General features: G+C 71.2%; 15 protein-coding genes. 6 read left to right on the top strand and 9 right to left on the bottom strand.

The window, feature by feature from the left end; genetic code table 11:
• From efeB to iolC, 7 genes are all read right to left on the bottom strand, one after another.
• The gene (gene efeB, locus OG452_RS23410) at positions 1-1,263 is read right to left on the bottom strand and encodes an iron uptake transporter deferrochelatase/peroxidase subunit (protein ID WP_327297547.1); all 1,263 of its coding nucleotides are present in this window, start codon (positions 1,261-1,263) and stop codon (positions 1-3) included.
• 149 nt (positions 1,264-1,412) lie between these two features.
• Positions 1,413-2,597 carry an EfeM/EfeO family lipoprotein gene (locus OG452_RS23405; protein ID WP_442810166.1) on the bottom strand — a complete coding sequence of 395 codons (1,185 nt, stop codon included), beginning with the start codon at positions 2,595-2,597 and terminating at the stop codon, positions 1,413-1,415.
• A 264-nt stretch (positions 2,598-2,861) separates the two neighbouring features.
• Positions 2,862-4,361: a CoA-acylating methylmalonate-semialdehyde dehydrogenase gene (locus OG452_RS23400; protein ID WP_327297545.1), complete on the bottom strand. Its 1,500-nt coding sequence runs from the start codon at positions 4,359-4,361 to the stop codon at positions 2,862-2,864.
• Positions 4,362-4,380: 19 nt separating this feature from the next.
• Positions 4,381-6,285 (bottom strand): 3D-(3,5/4)-trihydroxycyclohexane-1,2-dione acylhydrolase (decyclizing), encoded by a 1,905-nt coding sequence (gene iolD / locus OG452_RS23395; RefSeq protein WP_327297544.1) that lies wholly within the window; start codon positions 6,283-6,285, stop codon positions 4,381-4,383.
• On the bottom strand, positions 6,282-7,178 hold the full coding sequence (gene iolB / locus OG452_RS23390; RefSeq protein WP_327297543.1) for a 5-deoxy-glucuronate isomerase: 897 nt from the start codon (positions 7,176-7,178) through the stop codon (positions 6,282-6,284). Before iolB ends, iolD begins: the two co-directional genes overlap by 4 nt.
• A complete protein-coding gene (locus tag OG452_RS23385) occupies positions 7,175-8,086 on the bottom strand; it encodes a Cgl0159 family (beta/alpha)8-fold protein (protein WP_327297542.1) in 912 nt (303 codons plus the stop codon). Before OG452_RS23385 ends, iolB begins: the two co-directional genes overlap by 4 nt.
• Positions 8,083-9,066: a 5-dehydro-2-deoxygluconokinase gene (iolC, locus tag OG452_RS23380; protein ID WP_442810078.1), complete on the bottom strand. Its 984-nt coding sequence runs from the start codon at positions 9,064-9,066 to the stop codon at positions 8,083-8,085. The genes OG452_RS23385 and iolC overlap by 4 nt, the downstream gene beginning before the upstream one ends.
• A gap of 152 nt (positions 9,067-9,218) precedes the next feature.
• Here iolC and OG452_RS23375 point away from each other — a divergent pair, with 152 nt between their 5' ends.
• The 3 genes from OG452_RS23375 (at position 9,219) to OG452_RS23365 (ending at position 11,069) form a co-directional block, all read left to right on the top strand.
• A complete protein-coding gene (locus OG452_RS23375; protein WP_327297540.1) occupies positions 9,219-10,109 on the top strand; it encodes a sugar phosphate isomerase/epimerase family protein in 891 nt (296 codons plus the stop codon).
• A 279-nt stretch (positions 10,110-10,388) separates the two neighbouring features.
• Positions 10,389-10,580 (top strand): helix-turn-helix transcriptional regulator, encoded by a 192-nt coding sequence (locus OG452_RS23370; protein ID WP_327297539.1) that lies wholly within the window; start codon positions 10,389-10,391, stop codon positions 10,578-10,580.
• 147 nt (positions 10,581-10,727) lie between these two features.
• Positions 10,728-11,069: a heavy-metal-associated domain-containing protein gene (locus OG452_RS23365; protein WP_327297538.1), complete on the top strand. Its 342-nt coding sequence runs from the start codon at positions 10,728-10,730 to the stop codon at positions 11,067-11,069.
• Between the two features lie 592 nt (positions 11,070-11,661).
• Here OG452_RS23365 and OG452_RS23360 read toward each other — a convergent pair.
• Both OG452_RS23360 and recD2 read right to left on the bottom strand, forming a co-directional pair.
• Positions 11,662-12,960: a citrate synthase gene (locus OG452_RS23360; protein ID WP_266856891.1), complete on the bottom strand. Its 1,299-nt coding sequence runs from the start codon at positions 12,958-12,960 to the stop codon at positions 11,662-11,664.
• Between the two features lie 133 nt (positions 12,961-13,093).
• Positions 13,094-15,364 (bottom strand): SF1B family DNA helicase RecD2, encoded by a 2,271-nt coding sequence (recD2, locus tag OG452_RS23355; protein WP_327297537.1) that lies wholly within the window; start codon positions 15,362-15,364, stop codon positions 13,094-13,096.
• A 187-nt stretch (positions 15,365-15,551) separates the two neighbouring features.
• On the opposite strand from recD2, the gene OG452_RS23350 reads away from it, so the two are divergent.
• Genes OG452_RS23350 through OG452_RS23340 form a run of 3 tightly spaced genes read left to right on the top strand, consistent with a single transcriptional unit; the run spans position 15,552 to position 20,135 of the window.
• Entirely contained in the window at positions 15,552-16,604 is a 1,053-nt protein-coding gene (locus OG452_RS23350) for a LacI family DNA-binding transcriptional regulator (protein ID WP_327297536.1), read from the top strand.
• Positions 16,601-18,169: a sugar ABC transporter ATP-binding protein gene (locus OG452_RS23345; RefSeq protein WP_327297535.1), complete on the top strand. Its 1,569-nt coding sequence runs from the start codon at positions 16,601-16,603 to the stop codon at positions 18,167-18,169. The genes OG452_RS23350 and OG452_RS23345 overlap by 4 nt, the downstream gene beginning before the upstream one ends.
• Entirely contained in the window at positions 18,159-20,135 is a 1,977-nt protein-coding gene (locus OG452_RS23340; RefSeq protein ID WP_327297534.1) for an ABC transporter permease/substrate-binding protein, read from the top strand. The genes OG452_RS23345 and OG452_RS23340 overlap by 11 nt, the downstream gene beginning before the upstream one ends.
• Positions 20,136-20,176 lie beyond the last annotated feature (41 nt).

Below are 20,176 nucleotides of genomic sequence, written 5' to 3'. Positions count from 1 at the left end.
TCAGGCGAGAAGCGTCCGGCCGAACCAGTCCGTACGGTCGCGTACGCCGGGCAGGGCGAAGAAGTAGCCCCCGCCGAACGGCTTGATGTAGTCCACCAGCGGCTCCCCGGCCAGCCGCTTCTGCACGGTCTCGAACTGCCGTGCCAGGTCCTGCTGGTAGCAGCAGAAGAGCAGCCCCATGTCGAGGTTGCCGTTGGAGTCCATGCCCCGGTCGTAGTTGTAGGCCCGGCGCAGCAGCCGCTGCCCCTCGGTCCTGGGTGTCCGTGGATTGGCCATCCGGATATGGCTGTCCAGCGGGATCACATCCCCCTTCGGGTCCTGCGCGTACTGCGGGGAGTCGAACTCGTGGTTCCCGTCGAGCGGGGCGCCGGTGTCGCGGGCCCGGCCGAACATCCGCTCCTGCTCGGTCAGCGAGACCCGGTCCCAGAACTCCACCAGCATCCGGATCAGCCGCGCCACCTGGTAGCTGCCCCCCGCCGTCCAGTCGGGCTCGGCGCCTCCTCCCACCCAGACCAGCCGGTCCATCGCGGCGGCGTCGTGTGCGTCGGGGTTGGCCGTACCGTCCTTGAATCCCAGCAGGTTACGGGGGGTCCCGCTGGGCCGGGACGGGCTGCTGAAGCCGTCCATCCGCCAGCGCACCTGCATCGCGCCCCGGGTGTGCCGGGCGATGTCCCGCAGCGCGTGCAGCACCACATCGGGGCTTTCGGCGCTGAGCTGCACGCTGAGATCGCCGTGACACTGGGCCTGGTCGAGGTCGTCGTCGGGAAAGGACGGCATGGTCTTGAGCCGCAGCGGCTTGCGGCTGTGGAGCCCGAAGCGGCCGTCGAAGAGGGACGCGCCGACACCGGCCGTGACGGTCAGCCCGCCCGCTGGGACCTGCGGTCCGAGCACGCCGGAGTCGCTGGGCGGGGCGGTGATGCCGAGCGGGGGCGGGGTGCCTCCGGTGGTCAGGAACCGGGCCCGCGCGGTGAGGGTGCGTAGCAGTTCGGTGAGTTCCCTGCGGCTGTCGGCGGTGACGTCGAAGGCCGCGAACACGGTGGCGCGCTGCGGCGCCCCGAGGATTCCCGCCTGGTGGGCGCCGTGGAAGTCCGTACGGGATGCGGCCGGGGCGGCCGGGGTACCGGACAGCGCGGCGGGCCGGTCGGCGCCCACCAGGGCGGCCCCCGCTGCCACGGACCCCACGCTCAGCGCCGCACTCCGCAGGAATCCGCGCCTGCGCACGTCGTTCGCGCCGGTCCCGCCGGTCCCGCCGTTCCCGCTCATACCGCTCCTCCTGCTGTTCCCGTGCCGTGCCGCGAGCTCCCGTCCGACGGACGGCCGCACCGCATACCGCAGTCCCGCATGTTTTCGTGCCGCACGCCGTCCCGCAAGACACCGCCCATGCGCTTGTTCACGCCGTCCCATCCACGTACTCATGCCGTTCTGCGCAGGTCGCAGAGGGCTGCCACCGAGGACAGCAGCTCGGTCGTCTGGCTGACGTCGGCGTCGAGCCGCTCCCGGTCGGCGGTCTTCAGCCGGTCCACCGGGGTCCAGCTGCCACCGTGGCCGAATCCGTCCAGGGCGCGCCGGGTGCGGTCGAGCCAGGAGTCCAGACGCGCCAGCTCCGGATCGCGGGAGGTGAGCAACGGCCGCAGTACGGAGAGGAGTTCACGGGTGCCGTCGAGGTTGGCGCGGGCGGTGGCCAGGCTGGTGCCGCTGCCGCGGTCGGTGCGTCCGGTCAGCTCGAACTGGACGGTGTTCTCCAGGACTTCATGGGCGCGCAGCCCCAGGTCCGCCGGGTCCATGCGCTGCTGCGGCCAGCCGTCGCGCAGTGCGCGGACCGCCGCGTCGAGCCGGTCGGCGGGGCCGCGCAGCGAGGCGGCGGACTCGCCGTGCCACAGCCCGTACTCGACGCGGTGGAAACCCTTGAAGTCCGGGTCGTGGGGGCCGCCGGGCAGTCCCGCACCGGTGCCGTTGATGGCGGTGTCCGCCTCGCCGAAGGTGCCGTATGCCGCGCCCATCCGCTCGTACACCAGATGTGCGGGCAGCCACGCCGCACGGGCCGCGACCAGGTCACCGCTGTCCACGGCCTTCCTCAGTACGCCGGTCTTCCGGGCGAGTTCGGCGGCCCTGGCGCCGATCCACTTCTGGTAGGCGAGGGTCGGCGGGACCAGATCGTGCTCGGTCACCGGCACCGAGTGCGGGCCGCTCCCCCGCGCGCCGCCCGCGATGTGCACGGTCGGGCCGCGTACCGCGTCCGTGTCGTCGGGCAGACAGGTGAAGGCGTACGAGCCGCCGCCGAGCGTGACCCGCATCGCGCGGGTCGTCCCGGGCGCGAGCCCTTCGGTCTCCGCGTAGACGGCGCCGGTGCGCGGGTCGGTGAGGTCCACCTCGGCCGGACCGTTGGAGGTGTTGGTCAGGTCGAAGACCTGCGTTCCCGGGTGCGGCCTGGTCCAGCCACGGCCGCAGGAGCCGGGCGCGACCTCGACGGCGGTGTGGCGCAGCCCGTCGGACGCGGTGGCCGGGTGCCCGGCCGCCGCGCCGGGCCCGTCGACGGTCAGGAGCGCACCGAGGGCGACCGCGGCGGCGGTCGCGGTGACGGCAACCGCCACCCATATACGGCGGCCGACGGCGGGAGCCTCACCGGAGCCGGAGCCGGAGCCGGAGCCGGGATCGGGGCCGGCAGCGCGGGTGGGCACAGGGTGGCTCCGTTCGTACGGCAGGCGAGCGGGGGCGGTCGGACGCCGCTCATGCTAGGCATCCGTTCCGCCCCCGAACTGCCGTACGGGAGCCGTCCCGGCGGGAGTTCCCCGAGAGTTCACCGCCGGGCCATACGGCCGTCGACGGCGAACCGGACCCAGGCGGGCCCGGGCGTACCCGCCTCAGTGGTTGCGCGGGAAGCCCAGGTCGACGCCCGCCGGGGCGTCCGCAGGGTCGGGCCAGCGGGTGGTGACGACCTTGCCGCGGGTGTAGAAGTGCACCCCGTCGTTGCCGTAGATGTGGTGGTCGCCGAAGAGCGAGTCCTTCCAGCCACCGAAGGAGTGGTAGCCGACCGGGACCGGGATCGGCACGTTGACGCCGACCATGCCGGCCTCGACCTCCAGCTGGAAGCGGCGGGCCGCGCCGCCGTCCCTGGTGAAGATCGCGGTGCCGTTGCCGAACGGCGAGGCGTTCATCAGGGCCACGCCCTCCTCGTACGTGTCGACGCGCAGCACACACAGCACGGGTCCGAAGATCTCGTCCCTGTAGGCGTCCGAGTCCGTGGAGACCCGGTCGAGCAGCGAGAGGCCGATCCAGTGGCCGTCCTCGTGGCCCTCGACCGTGAACCCGGTGCCGTCCAGGACGACTTCGGCGCCCTGGGCGGCCGCGCCCGTGACGTACGAGGCGACCTTGTCGCGGTGCGCCTTGGTGATCAGGGGGCCCATCTCGGACGACGGGTCGTTGCCGGGCCCGATGGTGATCTTCTCGGCGCGCTCACGGATCTTCGCGACCAGTTCGTCGGCGACGGAGGAGACAGCGAGGACGGCCGAGATCGCCATGCAGCGCTCGCCGGCGGAACCGTACGCGGCGGAGACGGCGGCGTCGGCCGCGGCGTCCAGGTCGGCGTCGGGCAGCACCAGCATGTGGTTCTTGGCGCCGCCGAGTGCCTGCACGCGCTTGCCGTGCGCGGTGGCGGTGGCGTGGATGTGGCGGGCGATCGGGGTGGAGCCCACGAAGGAGACGGCGGCGACGTCCGGGTGGCTCAGCAGGCCCTCCACGGCGACCTTGTCACCGTGCAGGACGTTCAGCACACCGTCCGGCAGACCGGCCTCGGTGGCCAGCTCGGCCAGCAGGTTCGCGGCCGACGGGTCCTTCTCGCTGGGCTTCAGTACGAAGGTGTTGCCGCAGGCGATGGCCAGCGGGAACATCCACATCGGCACCATGGCCGGGAAGTTGAACGGTGTGATGCCCGCGACGACACCGATCGACTGCCGGATCGACGAGACATCGACCCTGCTGGAGACCTGGGTGGACAGCTCACCCTTGAGCTGGGTGGTGATCCCGCAGGCCAGCTCCACGATCTCCAGCCCGCGGGCGACCTCGCCGAGCGCGTCGGAGTGCACCTTGCCGTGCTCGGCGGTGATCAGCGCGGCGATCTCGTCGCGGTGGGCGTCGAGGAGCGCCCGGTAACGGAAGAGGACCGTGGTGCGCGCGGAGAGCGAGGAGGTCCCCCAGGTCGCGTAAGCGGCCTTCGCCGAGGCGACCGCGGCGTCCACCTCGGCGGCGGAGGCCAGCGCGACCTGTGTGGTGACGGCGCCGGTCGCCGGGTCGGTCACCGGGCCCCAGTTGCCCGACGTGCCGTCGACGGCCTTGCCACCGATCCAGTGGTTGACGGTCTTCATGGTGAACGCTCCTAAAGCCTTAGAGATGACGGCGTCGGGCTGCGACCTGCCGGTCGTACTCCTCCCGGGCCCCGACCGCCGAGGGGCGGGTGGCGGTCTCGGCCACAGGAACATCCCACCACGCCTGCGGCGGGGGCGGCCCCGACACTGTGTCTGCCGTTTCGGTCTCCACGTAGACACATGTGGGACGGTCCGACGCACGCGCGGCGGCCAGGGCTTCGCGCAGGTCACGCAGGGTCTTGGCGCGCAGGACGGTCAGTCCGAGGCTGGCCGCGTTGGCTGCCAGATCGACCGGCAGCGGGTCGCCGGTGTACGTGCCGTCCGGCGCCCGGAAGCGGTACGCGGTGCCGAAGCGTTCGGCGCCCACCGACTCCGAGAGGCCGCCGATCGAGGCGTACCCGTGGTTCTGCAGGACGACGACATTGACCGGGAGCCGCTCCTGGACCGCGGTGACGATCTCGGTGGGATTCATCAGATACGTGCCGTCGCCGACCAGCGCCCAGACGGGCCGGCCGGGCGCCGCCAGCTGGACCCCGATCGCGGCCGGGATCTCGTATCCCATACAGGAGTAGCCGTACTCGACGTGGTACTGGTCGGCGGAGCGGGTCCGCCACAGCTGGTGCAGATCACCGGGGAGCGAGCCCGCCGCGTTGATGACGATGTCGTCGCCGGTCACAAGCGCGTCGAGCGCCCCGAGCACCTGGGCCTGGGTGGGCGCGGCGTCCTCGCTGCCCGCGTAGGCGGCGGTGACCCGTACCTCCCACTCCGCCTTCGCCGCCTGGTACGCGCCCTCGTACGCGGCGGAGACCCGGTGGCCGGTGAGCGCGCCGGTCAGCCGCTCAAGGGTGGCGCGGGCGTCCGCGACGAGCGGGAGGGCGGCCAGCTTGTGCGCGTCGGACCCGGCGATGTTGATGTTGACGAAGCGGACCCCGGGGTGCTGGAAGAGCGTCCCGGAAGCCGTGGTGAAGTCGGTGTAGCGGGTGCCGACGCCGATCACCAGGTCGGCGGCGCGGGCCAGCCCGTCGGCGGTGGCGGTGCCGGTGTGGCCGATACCTCCGACGTCCGCCGGGTGGTCGTACGGCAGCGCGCCCTTGCCGGCCTGGGTGGCGGCCACCGGGATGCCGGTCGCGTCGGCGAGGGCGCGCAGGGCGTCCTGGGCGCCGCTGTGGCGGACGCCGCCGCCCGCGACGATCAGCGGGCGGTGCGCGGCGCGGATCGCGGTGACCGCGTCTGCGAACTCGGTGGCGTCCGGCCGCCGTACGGGCACCCGCCAGATCCGCTCGGCGAACAACTCCTCCGGCCAGTCGAACGCCTCGGCCTGCACGTCCTGCGGCAGCGCGAGCGTCACCGCCCCGGTCAGCTCCGGATCGGCCAGGACCCGCATCGCGGCGAGCGCGGCCGGGATCAGCGCCTCGGGGCGGGTGATCCGGTCGAAGTACTTCGAGACCGGCCGCAGACAGTCGTTGACCGAGACATCGCCCGCGTACGGGACTTCGAGCTGCTGGAGCACCGGGTCGGCCGGGCGGGCCGCGAAGGTGTCGCCGGGGAGCAGCAGCACCGGCAGGTGGTTGACGCTCGCGAGGGCGGCGCCGGTGACCAGGTTGGTGGCGCCGGGGCCGATGGAGGTGGTGACGGCGTGCGCGGAGAGCCGGCCGGACTGCCGGGCGTATCCGACGGCCGCGTGCACCATCGCCTGTTCGTTGCGGCCCTGGTGGTACGGCATCGTGTCCTGGCCGCACTCGATGAGCGCCTGGCCGATCCCGGCGACGTTGCCGTGGCCGAAGATGCCCCAGGTGGCGGCGATCAGCCGCTGCCTGCGGCCGTCGCGCTCGGTGTACTGGCGCGCCAGGAAGGCCACCAGCGCCTGGGCGGTGGTCAGCCGGCGGGTGGCGGTGTGCCGGACATCCGGCTGACGGGCAGTCATCGGCGGTTCTCCTGTGCTCCGTTGCCGTACAGCGGGAGCCTCGGGTCGACGGGCTGCGTCTCCCAGGCCTGCCGGATCCAGCCGTGGTCGGGGTGGTCGCTGATCAGCCACTCGCGCTCCGCGCCCGGTCCCGCCATCACGTTGAGGTAGTACATGTGGTGGCCGGGGGTGGCCATCGACGGGCCGTGCCAGCCGTCCGGGATCAGCACCGTGTCCCCGCTGCGGACTTCGGCGAGCAGGTCGGTGCCGCCGGGCCTGGACGGGGAGACCCGGTGGTAGCCGGTGCCGCCGTCCGCGATCTCGAAGTAGTAGATCTCCTCCAGGACCGACTCCTCGCCCGGCCGGTACTCGTCGTGCTTGTGCGGCGGGAACGACGACCAGTTGCCGCCGGGGGTGAGCACCTCGACGGCGATGAGCCGGTCGCACTCGAAGGTGTCGGCGGCGGCGAAGTTGTTGACCTGGCGCGAGCAGTTGCCGCTGCCGCGCAGTTCGACCGGGACCTCCGGCGCGGGGCCGTAGCGGGCGGGGAGACGTCGCCCGCACTTCGCTCCTGCCAGGGCGAAGCGGCCTCCCGCACCGGAGGAGATCTGAGCGCGGGCGTCACGCGGCACGTAGGCGAAGTCGGTGACTCCGGCGAATACCCCTGCCCTGCCCCGCAGTTCGATGCTCTCTCCGTCAACAAGGACCGTACAGCCACCGGCGAGCGGCAGCACGATCCATTCGCTGTCCTGCGTGGAAAGGCGGTGTGAACCTCCGGGGGCGAGTTCCAGGATCCGCAGCGCCGAGCGGTCCCAGCCGGCCCGCTCGGGGCCGATGTCCAGGGCGTACGGGGCGCGGGCCGCGCTGCCCGCCCGTACCACCAGGGCCTCGTCGTGCGGACGACTGTCGTTCATACGTCCCTCCCGGGCGGCTGGAGCAGGCCCGCCGCGATGTCCACGGCGCCCGCCACGTCCCCGTCCGCCGGGTAGAGCAGCGAGCGCCCGGCCACCAGGCCCTGCACCGTGGGCAGTCGGAGTGCTGTGCGCCATTTCTCGTAGGTCGCGTCCTGGTCGCCGCCCGGTTCGCCGCCGAGCAGCACCGCGGGCAGTGTGGTGGTCTCCATGACCCGCGCCATGTCGTCGGGGTCGGCGGTGACCGGCACTTTGAGCCAGGTGTACGCGGAGGTGCCGGCCAGCCCGGACGCGATGGCGAGGGAGCGGGTGACCGCGTCGGCTGTGAGGTCGTTGTGGAGCCGCCCGCCCACCCGGTGGCAGATGAACGGCTCGACGAAGACCGGCAGCGCGCGGGCGGCCATCTCGTCGATGGCTCGGGCGGCGGAGTGCAGGGTGGCCGGTGAGCCGGGGTCCTCGTAGTCGATCCGGAGCAGCAGCTTGCCCGCGTCGAAGCGGAGGCGGGCCAGGTCCTGGGCGCGGTGGCCGGTGAAACGGTCGTCCAGCTCGAAGGAGGCCCCGGCGAGGCCGCCACGGTTCATGGAGCCCATCACGACCCGGTCCTCCAGCGCGCCCAGAAGCAGCAGGTCCTCCAGGATGTCGGCGGTGGCGAGCACGCCGTCGACGCCCGGCCGGGAGAGGGCGAGGCAGAGCCGCTCCAGCAGGTCGTGCCGGTTGGCCATGGCGAGCTCCCGCCCGCCGACGCCGAGCGAGCCGCGGGCCGGATGGTCGGCGGCCACGATCATCAGCCGGCCGCGGTCGCCGAGCAGCGGTCTGCGGACGCGGCGGACCGCGGCCTCGGCGATCGCTTCCGGGTGGCGGGTCCTGGTGGCCACCAGATCACCGACGGAGACCGCCGCGGCGCCGGTCACGGACGCACTCCCCGGAGGGCCGCGTCGACCTCGGCCGCGTACGGCATCGCGGACGAGCAGGCCAGCCGGGAGGCGACGATGGCGCCCGCCGCGTTGGCGTACCGCATGGTGCGCTCCAGCTCCCACCCGGCGAGCAGGCCGTGGCAGAGCGCCCCGCCGAACGCGTCACCCGCGCCGAGGCCGTTGACGACCTCCACCGGCACGGGCGGCACCTCGGCGGTGCGGCCGTCGCGGTGGACGGCGAGGACGCCGCCCGGGCCCTGTTTCACGACGGCCAGCTCGGGGCCCTGGGCGAGCAGCGCCTCGGCCGCCGCGCGGGGTTCGCGCTCACCGGTGGCGATCTCGGCCTCGTCGATGTTGCCGACGGCCACGGTGGCGTGGCGCAGTGCGCGGACGTAGTGCGGCTTCGGGTCGCCGGTCCAGAACATCGGGCGCCAGTCCAGGTCGAAGACGGTGGCGCGGGGCCCGGGAGGGGTGGGCTCCCGGAGGGTGTCGCCGCGGGCCGCCAGTGCGGTCAGGGTCGCCGTCCGGCTGGGCTCCGCGCAGAGCCCGGTCCCGGTCATCCAGAACACCCGCGCGGCCCGGATCTCCCCCAGGTCCAGCTCCTCCCCGTACATCTCCAGATCGGGCGCCTTCGGCTGCCGGTAGAAGTACAGCGGGAAGTCGTCCGGCGGGAACATTTCGCAGAAGGTCACCGGCGTGGGCAGGCCTGGTACGGGGGTCACCCAGCGGTCGTCGACGCCGAACGCCCGCAGTTCCTGGTGCAGATACTCACCGAACGGGTCGGCGCCCGTCCGGGTGACGACCGCCGTCCGGCGCCCCAGCCGCGCCGCCGCGACCGCGACGTTCGTCGCCGAGCCGCCGAGGAACTTGCCGAAGGTGTCGACCTGTGCCAGGGGCACACCGGCCTGGAGGGGGTAGAGGTCCACCCCGATCCGGCCCATCGTGATCAGGTCGTACACCGTGCACGTCCTCTCCATCGGCGGGCGGCCCCGACCGGGTGACGGGCCGGGCGGCGGGGCCGGTATCGGGCCCTCAGGTCTAACTCCCCCCTCGGACCCATGTCAACGCATTGTCCGGACATTCGGACGAACACTTGACAGCTTTCCGGGCCTGGCGGAAGCCTTGGTCCATGACGCAGATCCGGATCGGCTCCGCACCCGACTCCTGGGGGGTGTGGTTCCCGGAGGACCCGCTCCAGGTCCCCTGGACCCGCTTCCTCGACGAGGTCGCCGCGTCCGGCTACGAGTGGATCGAGCTGGGCCCGTACGGCTATCTGCCCACGGATCCGGTCCGCCTCACCGAGGAGACCGCCCGGCGCGGGCTGCGGGTGTCGGCCGGGACCGTCTTCACCGGGCTGCACCACGGGCCGGACGTCTGGGACGCGACCTGGGCGCATGTCGCCGGTGTCGCCGCGCTCGCGCAGGCGGCCGGCGCCGGGCATCTCGTCGTCATCCCGTCGTTCTGGCGCGACGACAAGACGGGTGAGGTCAAGGAACCCGACACTCTCGACGCCGGCCAGTGGCGGCAGCTCACCGGGCTGACCGAGCGTCTGGGCCACGAGGTGCGGGAGCGGTTCGGGCTGCGGATCGTGGTGCATCCGCACGCGGACACCCACATCGACACCGAGGAGAACGTCGCCCGCTTCCTGGACGCGACCGACCCGGAGCTGGTCTCGCTCTGCCTGGACACCGGGCACTACGCGTACTGCGGCGGGGACAGCGTGCGGCTCATCGAGACGTACGGGGAGCGGATCGGCTATCTGCATCTGAAGCAGGTGGACCCGGAGGTACTGGCGCAGGTGCGGGCGGAACGGCTGCCGTTCGGCCCCGCCGTGGCACGCGGAGTGATGTGCGAGCCGCCGGGCGGCGTCCCGGCGCTGGAGCCGGTGCTCGACGCGGCGCGGAAGCTGGAGACCGATCTGTTCGCGGTCGTCGAGCAGGACATGTATCCGTGCCCGCCCGACCGGCCGCTGCCGATCGCCCGCCGCACCCGTGCGTTCCTCCGCTCCTGCGGGTCCTGAGACAGCGGGGCCTGGGGCAGCTGGGCCTGAAGGACCGGCGGTTGCTCACGGTGTGCGCCTCTGTCCCCTCATGTGCCGCTTGAGCCACAGGAGTTACCTTTCCGTCACGCATGTCCGCGTTACGCGGCCTTTCGGTCACAGGAGATCGACAGCCCCTCTCCTGCCCCCTTCGGACGCCGTTGTCCGGGGAGAGGGTGAATTGATCACCAATGCGCAGCTCCGCGACTCCCCCGCCGGCCTTCCGGCCGGCGTCGCGCGGCAGGCAGGGAGGTGCTGGACATGACCGACCGGAAGCTCTGGTCCTACAAGGAGATCGCCGCACACATCCGGGTGCAGCCGGACACCGTCCGCTCGTACCGGAAGCACGGACTGCTGCCGCCTCCCGACCAGGTGGAGAACGGGAAGCCGTACTGGTACGCGGAGACCGTCCGGCTCTGGGTGTCGCGCAGGCCCAGGAACAGAGGCCGCTGACCCCCGGAGAACGGCCGCCGCCGCACCGGGGTCGAACGCCCCGGCGACACCCCGGGCCCCGGTGACCGTCAGGAGCCCCGGGCGCACCATGGATGGGTACACGCGATGGATGGGTACACGCGCATCCGTACGGCAGAGGAGACCAGCATGACCGCTGAGCGAGAGAACACCGCCTATCTCGGAATTCCCCAGTCCGGCCCGCCCGCCGAGGCCGCCCCCGAATCCGGCTGCTGCGGCGGCGGGTGCTGCGGGGGCGGTTCCGACGCGGACGCAGGCTCGGTCACCGCCGTCTACCAGGTGTCCGGGATGGCCTCCGAGCACTGCGAGGGCGCTGTCTCGCTCGAACTCGCCGAGCTTCCCGGCGTCACGGGCGTCACGGCAGTCGCCGCCACCGGACAGGTGACCGTGGTCTCGCTCGCCCCGCTGGACGACCGGACGGTGCGTTCCGTGCTGGGCGAGGCGGGTTACGAACTCGTGGGCCGGGCCTGATCACCAATGACCGGGCCCGATCCGCGCCCGTACGTGGAGATCTTCTGGCGACCGGGCCGCCCGAAGCCCTGTCCGCAGGTATTGCCATGGCCAACTCTTCGCTGTTCGTAGTGACAAACGGCCCGTAATTGCGTACCTTCACAGGACGTTCACAACGAGACTTAGATCACAGGATTTGAGGGGTAACCATTACGGCGCCCCGAGTGTCTAAGTGAACGATGCCAAGGATGTCTTGGGGGACGTCCGGCGGAACATCTTGGGGGATGTTCCGGGCAAGCGTTGGCCGGGGCACGTGCTACGGGGAGCTTGAGCGGCCCACCCGTCGAGTACGTACCCCGGCAGATCGCGTGCCGTGGCAGCAGCAGTACGCGGAGTGGCGTCCGCGCCCAACAGACGCCCGGACCGGATCCCGTGGGGGGAATCCGCCCGGGGAAACGGGAAGCGCCCCGTATCGTCGACCCGTGGGGGGATCGGCGGCGGGGCGCTTTTCGATGCGCTGTGCGCGGTGACTGCTGCGGTTGTGACCACCGCGGGTGCGCCTACGGCGTGGTGCGACCGCCGTGCGGTACGGCCGCCAGGCAGGCGACCGGGGTCAGCGGCCTTCGACCGGCGTGAAGTCGCGCAGGACCTCACCGGTGTAGATCTGACGCGGGCGGCCGATACGGCTGCCGGGCTCCTTGATCATCTCGTGCCACTGGGCGATCCAGCCGGGCAGCCGGCCGATCGCGAACAGCACGGTGAACATCTCGGTCGGGAAGCCCATGGCGCGGTAGATCAGACCCGTGTAGAAGTCCACGTTCGGGTAGAGCTTCCGCTCGACGAAGTACTCGTCGGCCAGCGCGTGCTCCTCAAGCTTCAGCGCGATGTCGAGCAGCTCGTCATCCTTGCCGAGGGCCGAGAGGACATCGTGCGCCGCCGCCTTGATGATCTTCGCCCGGGGGTCGAAGTTCTTGTAGACGCGGTGCCCGAAGCCCATGAGCTTCACGCCGTCTTCCTTGTTCTTCACCTTGCGGATGAAGGTGTCGACGTCGCCGCCGGACTGCTTGATGCCTTCGAGCATCTCCAGCACCGACTGGTTGGCGCCACCGTGCAGCGGGCCCCACAGCGCGCTGATACCGGCGGAGATCGAGGCGAACATGTTCGCCTGCGAGGAGCCGACCAGACGAACGGTGGAGGTCGAACAGTTCTGCTCGTGGTCCGCGTGCAGGATGAGCAGCTTGTCCAGCGCGGAGACGACGACCGGGTCCGGCACGTACTCCTGCGAGGGGACCGAGAAGGTCATCCGCAGGAAGTTCTCCACATACCCGAGGTCGTTGCGCGGGTAGACGAACGGGTGGCCGATCGACTTCTTGTACGCGTACGCCGCGATGGTCGGAAGCTTGGCGAGCAGGCGGATCGTCGAAAGGTGCCGCTGCTGCTCGTCGAAGGGGTTGTGGCTGTCCTGGTAGAACGTGGACAGGGCGCTGACCACCGAGGACAGCATCGCCATCGGGTGCGCGTCACGCGGGAAGCCGTCGAAGAAGCGCTTGACGTCCTCGTGCAGCAGCGTGTGCTGGGTGATCTCGTTCTTGAAGGTCGCCAGCTCGTCGACCTTGGGGAGCTCGCCGTTGATCAGCAGGTAGGCCGTCTCGAGGAAGGTCGACTGCTCGGCCACCTGCTCGATCGGGTACCCGCGATAGCGCAGGATGCCCTGCTCGCCGTCGAGGTAGGTGATCGCGGATTTATAGGCGGCGGTATTGCCGTATCCGCTGTCCAGTGTGACCAGCCCGGTCTGGGCTCGGAGCTTCCCGATGTCGAAACCCTGGTCGCCGACGGTGCTGTCGATCACCGGGTAGGTGTGCTCGTCATCGCCGTACCGCAGTACTACAGCCTTGTTAGCGTTCTCGCTCACGTCATCCCTCACCGACGTAGTGCCTCTTCTTCGAGGTGCCCTGACTGTCTCTACCATCCCCCACTTGGCTCAGCAGAGTGCACTCGGGGTCGCCCGTTGGGCTATTTGGCGGCACTCAGTGCCGCCAACCTGCTTATCCTGCCCTCTTCGCCCCGGTTCCGGAACCCCGGGGTGACGATTCCCATGGTCTGTCGTCCGCCCCGCCCCCGGCCAGTCTGTGGTCCAGCGCGGTGAACCGCCTGCCCGCGGAGACCGTGCGGACCGCCTGGCCGATCGCCTTCCGGGAGCCGACCAGGACGACCAGCTTCCTGGCCCGGGTGACGGCCGTGTAGAGCAGATTGCGCTGGAGCATCATCCAGGCCCCCGTGGTGACCGGGATGACCACGGCGGGGTACTCGCTGCCCTGCGAGCGGTGGATCGTCACCGCGTACGCGTGCGCCAGCTCGTCCAGCTCGTCGAACTCGTACTCCACCTCCTCGTCCTCGTCGGTGAGCACGGTCAGCTTCTGGCCCTCCGGATCGAGTGAAGTGACCACGCCCACCGTGCCGTTGAAGACTCCGTTGGCACCCTTGTCGTAGTTGTTGCGGATCTGGGTGACCTTGTCGCCGACCCGGAAGACCCGGCCGCCGAACCGCTTCTCGGGCAGGCCGGGCCTGGCCGGGGTGATCGCCTGCTGGAGCAGCCCGTTGAGCGTGCCCGCGCCGGCCGGGCCGCGGTGCATGGGGGCCAGCACCTGGATGTCGCGGCGCGGGTTGAGCCCGAACTTCTGCGGGAGGCGGCGGGCCGCCACATCGACCGTGAGCCGCCCGGCCTCCTCGGTCTCGTCCTCCACGAAGAGGAAGAAGTCCGGCAGGCCCTGGGTGACCGGGTGCACCCCGGAGTTGATCCGGTGGGCATTGGTGACCACCCCGGACTGCTGGGCCTGGCGGAAGATCCGGGTCAGCCGGACGTTCGGCGCCGGGCTGGTGGCCGACAGCAGATCGCGCAGCACCTCACCAGCGCCGACGGACGGCAGCTGGTCCACATCGCCGACGAGTAGCAGATGCGCACCCGGGGCGACCGCCTTGACCAGCTTGTTGGCAAGCAGCAGATCGAGCATCGACGCCTCGTCCACGACGACCAGGTCCGCGTCGAGCGGGCGGTCCCTGTCGTACGCGGCGTCGCCGCCCGGTTTGAGTTCGAGCAGGCGGTGCACGGTGGACGCCTCGGCCCCGGTCAGCTCGGCGAGCCGCTTGGCCGCGCGGCCAGTGGGTGCCGCAAGGACCACCTTGGCCTGTTTGGCACGGGCCAGCTCGACCACGGAGCGGACCGTGAAGGACTTGCCGCACCCGGGGCCTCCGGTGAGGACCGCGACCTTCTCGGTGAGCGCGAGACGGACGGCCGCCCGCTGTTCGGGCGCCAGCTCGGCGCCGGTGCGCCCGGCCAGCCAGAGCAGCGCCTTGTCCCAGTCGACGTCACGGAAGGCGGGCATCCGGTCCTGCTCGGTACGCAGCAGCCTGACCACCTGCGACGCGAGCGAGACCTCGGCCCGGTGGAACGGGACCAGATAGACCGCGGTGACCTGCTCCTCGCCGCCTTCGGGCCCCGGCACCCGCTCCCGTACGACACCCTCGTCGGCTGCCAGCTCGGCCAGGCAGTCGATGACCAGGCCGGTGTCGACCTGGAGCAGCTTGACCGCGTCGGAGATCAGCTGCTCCTCGGGGAGGAAGCAGTGGCCCTGGTCGGTGGACTGGGAGAGCGCGTACTGGAGTCCGGCCTTGACCCGCTCCGGCGAGTCGTGCGGGATGCCGACCGCCTGGGCGATGCGGTCGGCGGTCAGGAAGCCGATGCCCCAGACGTCGGCCGCCAGCCGGTACGGCTCGTTCTTCACGACGGAGATCGAGGCGTCGCCGTACTTCTTGTAGATCCGGACGGCGATGGAGGTGGAGACCCCGACCCCCTGGAGGAAGATCATCACTTCCTTGATCGCCTTCTGCTCCTCCCAGGCGGCGCCGATCATCTTCGTCCGCTTGGGGCCGAGCCCCGGCACCTCGATGAGGCGCTCGGGCCCCTGCTCGATGACGTCGAGCGTTTCCAGGCCGAAGTGCGTGGTGATCCGGTCGGCCATCACCGGGCCGATGCCCTTGATCAGCCCGGAGCCGAGGTAGCGCCGGATGCCCTGGATGGTGGCGGGCAGGACCGTCGTGTAGTTCTCCACGGTGAACTGCTTGCCGTACTGGGAGTGGGAGCCCCAGTGGCCCTCCATACGCAGCGACTCGCCGGGCTGGGCGCCGAGCAGCGAGCCGACGACTGTCAGCAGATCGGAACCGCGGCCGGTGTCGACGCGGGCGACCGTGTAGCCGTTCTCCTCGTTGGCGTACGTGATCCGCTCCAGGACCCCTTCCAGCACTGCCATGTTGGACATGGCACGACGTTACCGCCGGAGTCCGACAGCCCGGTACGGGAGGCCCGTCCGGCCGTCCGCGGCACCCCGGCCCGACCGTCACGATCGGATTACGGAGTGCGGGACTCCTCTTGACCGCCACCCATGTAATCGATTCCAATCTCCCGTGTAATCGATTCCATGCGGCCCACAAGGAGGTGGTCCAGCGATGGCGAGCATCAAGGACGTCGCGGCCGGCGCGGAGGTCTCCGTCGCCACGGTGTCCCGGGTACTCAACGGTCATCCGTCGGTCAGGCCCGACACCCGCACCCGGGTGATGGCCGCCGTGGAGGCCCTCGGTTACCGGCCGAACGCGGTCGCCAGGTCGCTGCGCACCCAGCAGACCCGCACCCTCGGCCTGGTCATCAGCGATGTGCTGAACCCGTACTTCACCGAGCTGGCCCGCTCCGTCGAGGACGAGGCGCGGGCGCACGGCTACAGCGTGATCATCGGCAACGCCGACGAGCAGCCCGCCCTCCAGGACCACCACATCCGCACCCTCGTCGACCGCCGGATAGACGGCCTGCTGGTCAGCCCCACCGATGGCGGCTCACCGCTGATGCTCGACGCGGTCAGGGCCGGCGTGCCGATGGTCTTCGTGGACCGCTGGATCCCGGGCGTGGACGTCCCCGTCGTACGGGCCGACGGGCGCGGCGCGGTCCGCGACCTGGTCGCCCACCTGTACGCGCTGGGTCACCGCCGGCTGTCCATCATCGCGGGCCCGGCCACGACCACCACCGGCAGCGAACGGGTGGACGCCTTCCGCGAGGCGCTGCGCGAGCACGGACTACCGCTGCCGGACGCCCGGATCGGGCACGGCGACTTCCAGGCCGGCAGCGGGCGCCGCGAGGCGACCCGGCTGCTGGCGCTCGCCGAGCCCCCCGACGTGATCTTCGCCGCCGACAACCTGATGGCGCTCGGCGCGATGGACGCGATCCGCGCCCACGGCCTGCGCATCCCGCAGGACATCGCGCTGGCGGCCTTCGACGACATCCCGTGGTTCGTGCACACCGAACCCCCGATCACCGCCATCGCCCAGCCGACCGGCGAACTCGGCCGGGCCGCCGTGCGCGCGCTGATCGACCGGCTTGAGGGACGCGAACCGGAGTCCGCGATTCTCCCCGCGCGGCTGGTGGTCCGCCGCTCGTGCGGCGAGCCACCGCCGCCCGCTTCCCCGCCCCCCACGTCCCCCGCCCCCACGCCGAACAGGAGCAACCGGTGAGCGTCCCCGAAGAGTTGCTGCGTATCGAAGGCATACGCAAGACCTTCCCCGGAGTGGTCGCGCTCGACAGCGTCGACTTCGACCTGCGCCGCGGCGAGGTCCATGTCCTGCTCGGCGAGAACGGCGCGGGCAAGAGCACCCTCATCAAGATGCTCTCCGGTGCCTACCGCCCCGACAGCGGCAGGATCTTCGCCGAGGGCCGCGAGGTCCGTATCCACGGCGCGCAGGACGCCGAGCGCCTCGGGATCGCCACGATCTACCAGGAGTTCAACCTGGTGCCCGATCTGACGGTCGCCGAGAACATCTTCCTCGGCCGCCAGCCGCGCCGCTTCGGGATGATCGACCGGGCCCGGATGGAGCAGGACGCCGCCGGGCTGCTGGCCCGGGTCGGCCTCGACATCGCGCCCCGGACCAAGGTCCGTGAACTGGGCATCGCCCGGCTCCAGATGGTGGAGATCGCCAAGGCGCTGAGCCTGGAAGCGCGCGTTCTGATCATGGACGAACCGACCGCGGTGCTCACATCCGGCGAGGTGGAGAAGTTGTTCGGACTCGTCCGCGCGCTGCGCGACGACGGCGTCGGCATCGTCTTCATCACCCACCACCTCGAAGAGATCGCCGCGCTCGGCGACCGGGTCACGGTGATCCGCGACGGCCGCAGCATCGACCAGGTGCCCGCCGACACCCCCGAGGACGAACTGGTCCGGCTGATGGTGGGCCGCAGCATCGAGCAGCAGTACCCCCGGCAGCGTCCAACCGCCGCCCGCCCCGAGGACCCCACGGCCGGGGATGCCCCGGCCCCGCTGCTCTCCGTACGCGGTCTGGGCCGGGACGGCGTCTTCCACGACGTCAGCTTCGAGGTGCGGGCCGGTGAGGTGGTCGGCATCGCCGGACTCGTCGGGGCGGGCCGGACCGAGGTCGCCCGTGCGGTGTTCGGCGCCGACCCGTACGACAGGGGCACCGTCGACGTCATCGGCAGACGGCTGCCCCGGCACGACGTGAACGCGGCGATGGGCGCCGGGATCGGCCTGGTCCCCGAGGACCGCAAGGGCCAGGGCCTGCTGCTCGACGCCTCGGTCGAGGAGAACCTCGGCCTGGTCACGCTGCGCTCGGCCACCCGCGCGGGCCTCGTCGACATCAAGGGCCAGCAGGCCGCCGCAGCCCGGGTCGCCGGACAGCTCGGCGTACGGATGGCCGGGCTCGGCCAGCACGTACGCACACTGTCCGGCGGCAACCAGCAGAAGGTCGTCATCGGCAAGTGGCTGCTCGCCGACACGAAGATCCTGATCCTGGACGAGCCGACGCGCGGTATCGACGTCGGCGCCAAGGTCGAGATCTACCAGCTCATCAACGAGCTGACGGCGTCCGGCCACGCGGTCCTGATGATCTCCAGCGATCTGCCCGAGGTGCTCGGTATGAGCGACCGGGTGCTGGTGATGGCGCAGGGCCGGATCGCCGGTGAACTCCCCGCGCACGAAGCGACCCAGGACGCGGTGATGGCACTCGCCGTCAGCGCGGCCACCTCCCACAACGAAGTGAAGGAAGCAGAGGGTTCCCGTGACCACTGACACGCTCAAGAGCAATACGGGCGCGAGTGGCGCCTCTGCGGTCGTCCGCCGCATCCTGCTCGACAACGGCGCACTCAGCGCCCTGGTCGTCCTGGTGGTGGCGATGTCGCTGCTCTCCGGCGACTTCCTGACCACCCAGAACCTGCTCAACGTCGGTGTACAGGCCGCCGTGACCGCGATCCTCGCGTTCGGTGTCACCTTCGTCATCGTCTCGGCGGGCATCGACCTCTCGGTCGGCTCGGTAGCCGCGCTCTCCGCGACCGTACTGGCGTGGACGGCGACCTCCGAGGGGATACCGGTCTGGATCACGATCATCCTCGCCGTCGCCACCGGCATCGCCTGCGGTCTGGTCAACGGCGTACTGATCTCGTACGGCAAACTCCCGCCGTTCATCGCGACGCTGGCCATGCTCTCCATCGGCCGCGGTCTCTCGCTGGTCATCTCGCAGGGCAGCCCGATCGCCTTCCCCGGCTCGGTCTCCTCGCTCGGTGACACGCTCGGCGGCTGGCTCCCGGTCCCGGTCATCGTGATGATCGCGATGGGGCTGATCACGGCGCTGATCCTGGCCCGTACGTACATCGGCCGCTCCATGTACGCCATCGGCGGCAACGAGGAGGCCGCCAGGCTCTCCGGACTGCGGGTCAAGCGGCAGAAGCTCGCCATCTACGCGCTCTCCGGACTCTTCGCCGCCGCCGCGGGCATCGTCCTCGCGTCGCGGCTCTCCTCCGCGCAGCCGCAGGCCGCCGACGGGTACGAGCTGGACGCCATCGCGGCCGTCGTCATCGGCGGGGCCAGCCTGGCGGGCGGTGTCGGCAAGGCGTCCGGCACCCTGATCGGCGCGCTGATCCTGGCCGTGCTCCGCAACGGCCTCAACCTCCTCTCGGTGTCGGCGTTCTGGCAGCAGGTCGTGATCGGCGTGGTCATCGCGCTCGCCGTCCTGCTCGACACGCTGCGCCGCCGCGCCGGGTCCGGTGCGGGCGCCGGTGCCGGTCAGGCAGGTGCGGGTGCCGGGGCCGGCGGTTCTGGCGGCAAGGGCAGGCAGGCGGCGCAGGCGGGCATCGCCGTCGTCTGTGTGGCGGCCGTCATCGGCGCCGTGACGTACTTCAACTCCGGTTCGTCGTCGGGCGGCAGGACCAAGGTCGGGCTCTCCCTCTCCACCATGAACAACCCGTTCTTCGTCCAGATGAAGGCGGGCGCCCAGCAGGAGGCCAAGGCCGAGAACGTCGACCTGACCGTCACCGACGCGCAGAACGACGCCTCCCAGCAGGCCAACCAGATCGAGAACTTCACCAGTGCCGGCGTCAAGGCCATGATCATCAACCCGGTGGACTCGGATGCGGCGGCCCCCTCCGTACGCGCCGCCGACAAGGCGGGCATCCCGGTGGTCGCGGCCGACCGCGGCGTCAACAAGGCGGACACCGCGACCCTCGTCGCGTCCGACAACATCGCGGGCGGCAAGCTCGCCGCGAAGACCCTGGCGGCCAAGCTCGGCGGCAAGGGCCGGATCGTCGTCCTCCAGGGCACTGCGGGCACCTCGGCCAGCCGCGAGCGCGGCCAGGGCTTCGAAGAGGGCATGAAGGCGTACCCCGGGATCAAGATCGTCGCCCGGCAGCCCGCGGACTTCGACCGCACCAAGGGCCTGGACGTCATGACCAACCTGCTCCAGGCGAACCACGGGCTCACCGGGGTCTTCGCCGAGAACGACGAGATGGGCCTCGGCGCCATCAAGGCCCTCGGCTCCAAGGCGGGCACGTCGATCCCGGTGGTCAGCTTCGACGGAACGCCCGACGGGCTGAAGGCCGTCAAGGCGGGCACCCTGTACGCCACGGTCGCCCAGCAGCCCGCTGAGCTGGGCAAGCTGGCGGTCCAGAACGCGGTCAGGGCCTCGCACGGCAAGAAGGTCAGCAGCATGGTGAAGGTGCCGGTCAAGGTCGTCACAGAGAAGAACGCGGCCGACTTCTCCTGACGGCCCGCCGGCCCCGCCGGAAGACCGGCCCTCCGAGAGAC

This window comes from Streptomyces sp. NBC_01197 (assembly GCF_036010505.1).
Lineage (GTDB): Bacteria > Actinomycetota > Actinomycetes > Streptomycetales > Streptomycetaceae > Streptomyces.
This window is presented reverse-complemented; position numbering and strand designations above follow the sequence as displayed.